The organism is Candidatus Symbiopectobacterium sp. NZEC135 (assembly GCF_025962695.1).
This window is the reverse complement of record NZ_JAGFPF010000666.1, coordinates 1-1062: the sequence shown is the minus strand read 5'-3', so window position 1 is coordinate 1062 and position 1062 is coordinate 1. Positions and strand designations below refer to the sequence as shown.

Annotated in this window: 1 protein-coding gene; it reads right to left on the bottom strand. The window is 44.6% G+C overall.

All coding sequences use genetic code 11. The annotated features are described in order from the left end of the window. Positions 1-912: PhoPQ-activated protein PqaA family protein (locus J5224_RS29600; protein WP_264628637.1), on the bottom strand; the 912-nt coding region annotated here is incomplete at its 3' end. Between the last annotated feature and the right edge of the window lie 150 nt (positions 913-1062).

The window sequence follows — 1062 nt, the reverse complement described above, 5'->3', positions numbered from 1 at the left end:
GCCCGCGGCTAAATATTGCATGGGGTCTTCGATTTTCATCAACGCCTGGAATTCCGGGGTATTGATGGTTTTGTCTACACCCTGTTGATAGTAAGGGTAAAAGGCGATGGGCCAGTTTCCACCATAAGAGCGATACATATGCGTCAGCGCAACGCGTGTATCCAGCAAATCGATAACAAAGGGCACTACAGCATCGACATCGGGATCAGAAATAAAGGTCAGCCAGGACGTCCAGCCACGTTTGGATGCCCCCGTCACAATAAACCGAGTGATGCCCTGTGCTTTTAATTCCTGCTTTGCCACCCGGATCGCCTGAGATACGGCTGTCGCCATAGGAATATGTACGGAAGCTCGCGTTCTTAGCAACGGATTATCCATGAATAATGACCAACTGCGTGCGACATTGTCATCCTCTTTCAACGGTTTATTATCCGCATCGTAAGTAAGATATTGGTTCGGTATATTGCTTACCGAGATAACAACCGTTTTAGTCGCACGCGCAATGGAAGCCAACATGTCCGAGCTGAATTCGTTTTGCACGTTGGTTTTGATAATACCATTAGGGTAGTTGGTGCCGTTGTTGACAACCATCAGCGCATGCTGTGATTTAACAGGGTGGGCAGGGAGATAGATATCAACATTGTGTTGCCACTGCGCGGGTTGCACCAATCCGCCGGGTGACCAGGATTGGGAGATCATGCGGTATTTCTTCACGCTGACACCAGACTGAATGTCATCGCCATCGTAGTGATAATTCATCGGCATAGCCGCCAAATCTTCACGATAACACGATATTACCTGCGTTAAATCAGTGTCCTTATCATCATGGCATCCCATTTCCAATGCATTGGCTTGAGATAAAAAACCCATAAATAATAAGAAAAAAATAAAAGTGAGGTTATCAATCTTCATTTATTGTCCTGATTAATGAACTGAGGCTTGATAGTGTATCCGTACGAAATTAAATGAACGTGTAAGTAGAATGCGTATTTTCAATTTCCAGCAGTCTACTTCACCTTTGTATATAGATCTAACACCTGTTATTTTTTGTCTCGCTATTTG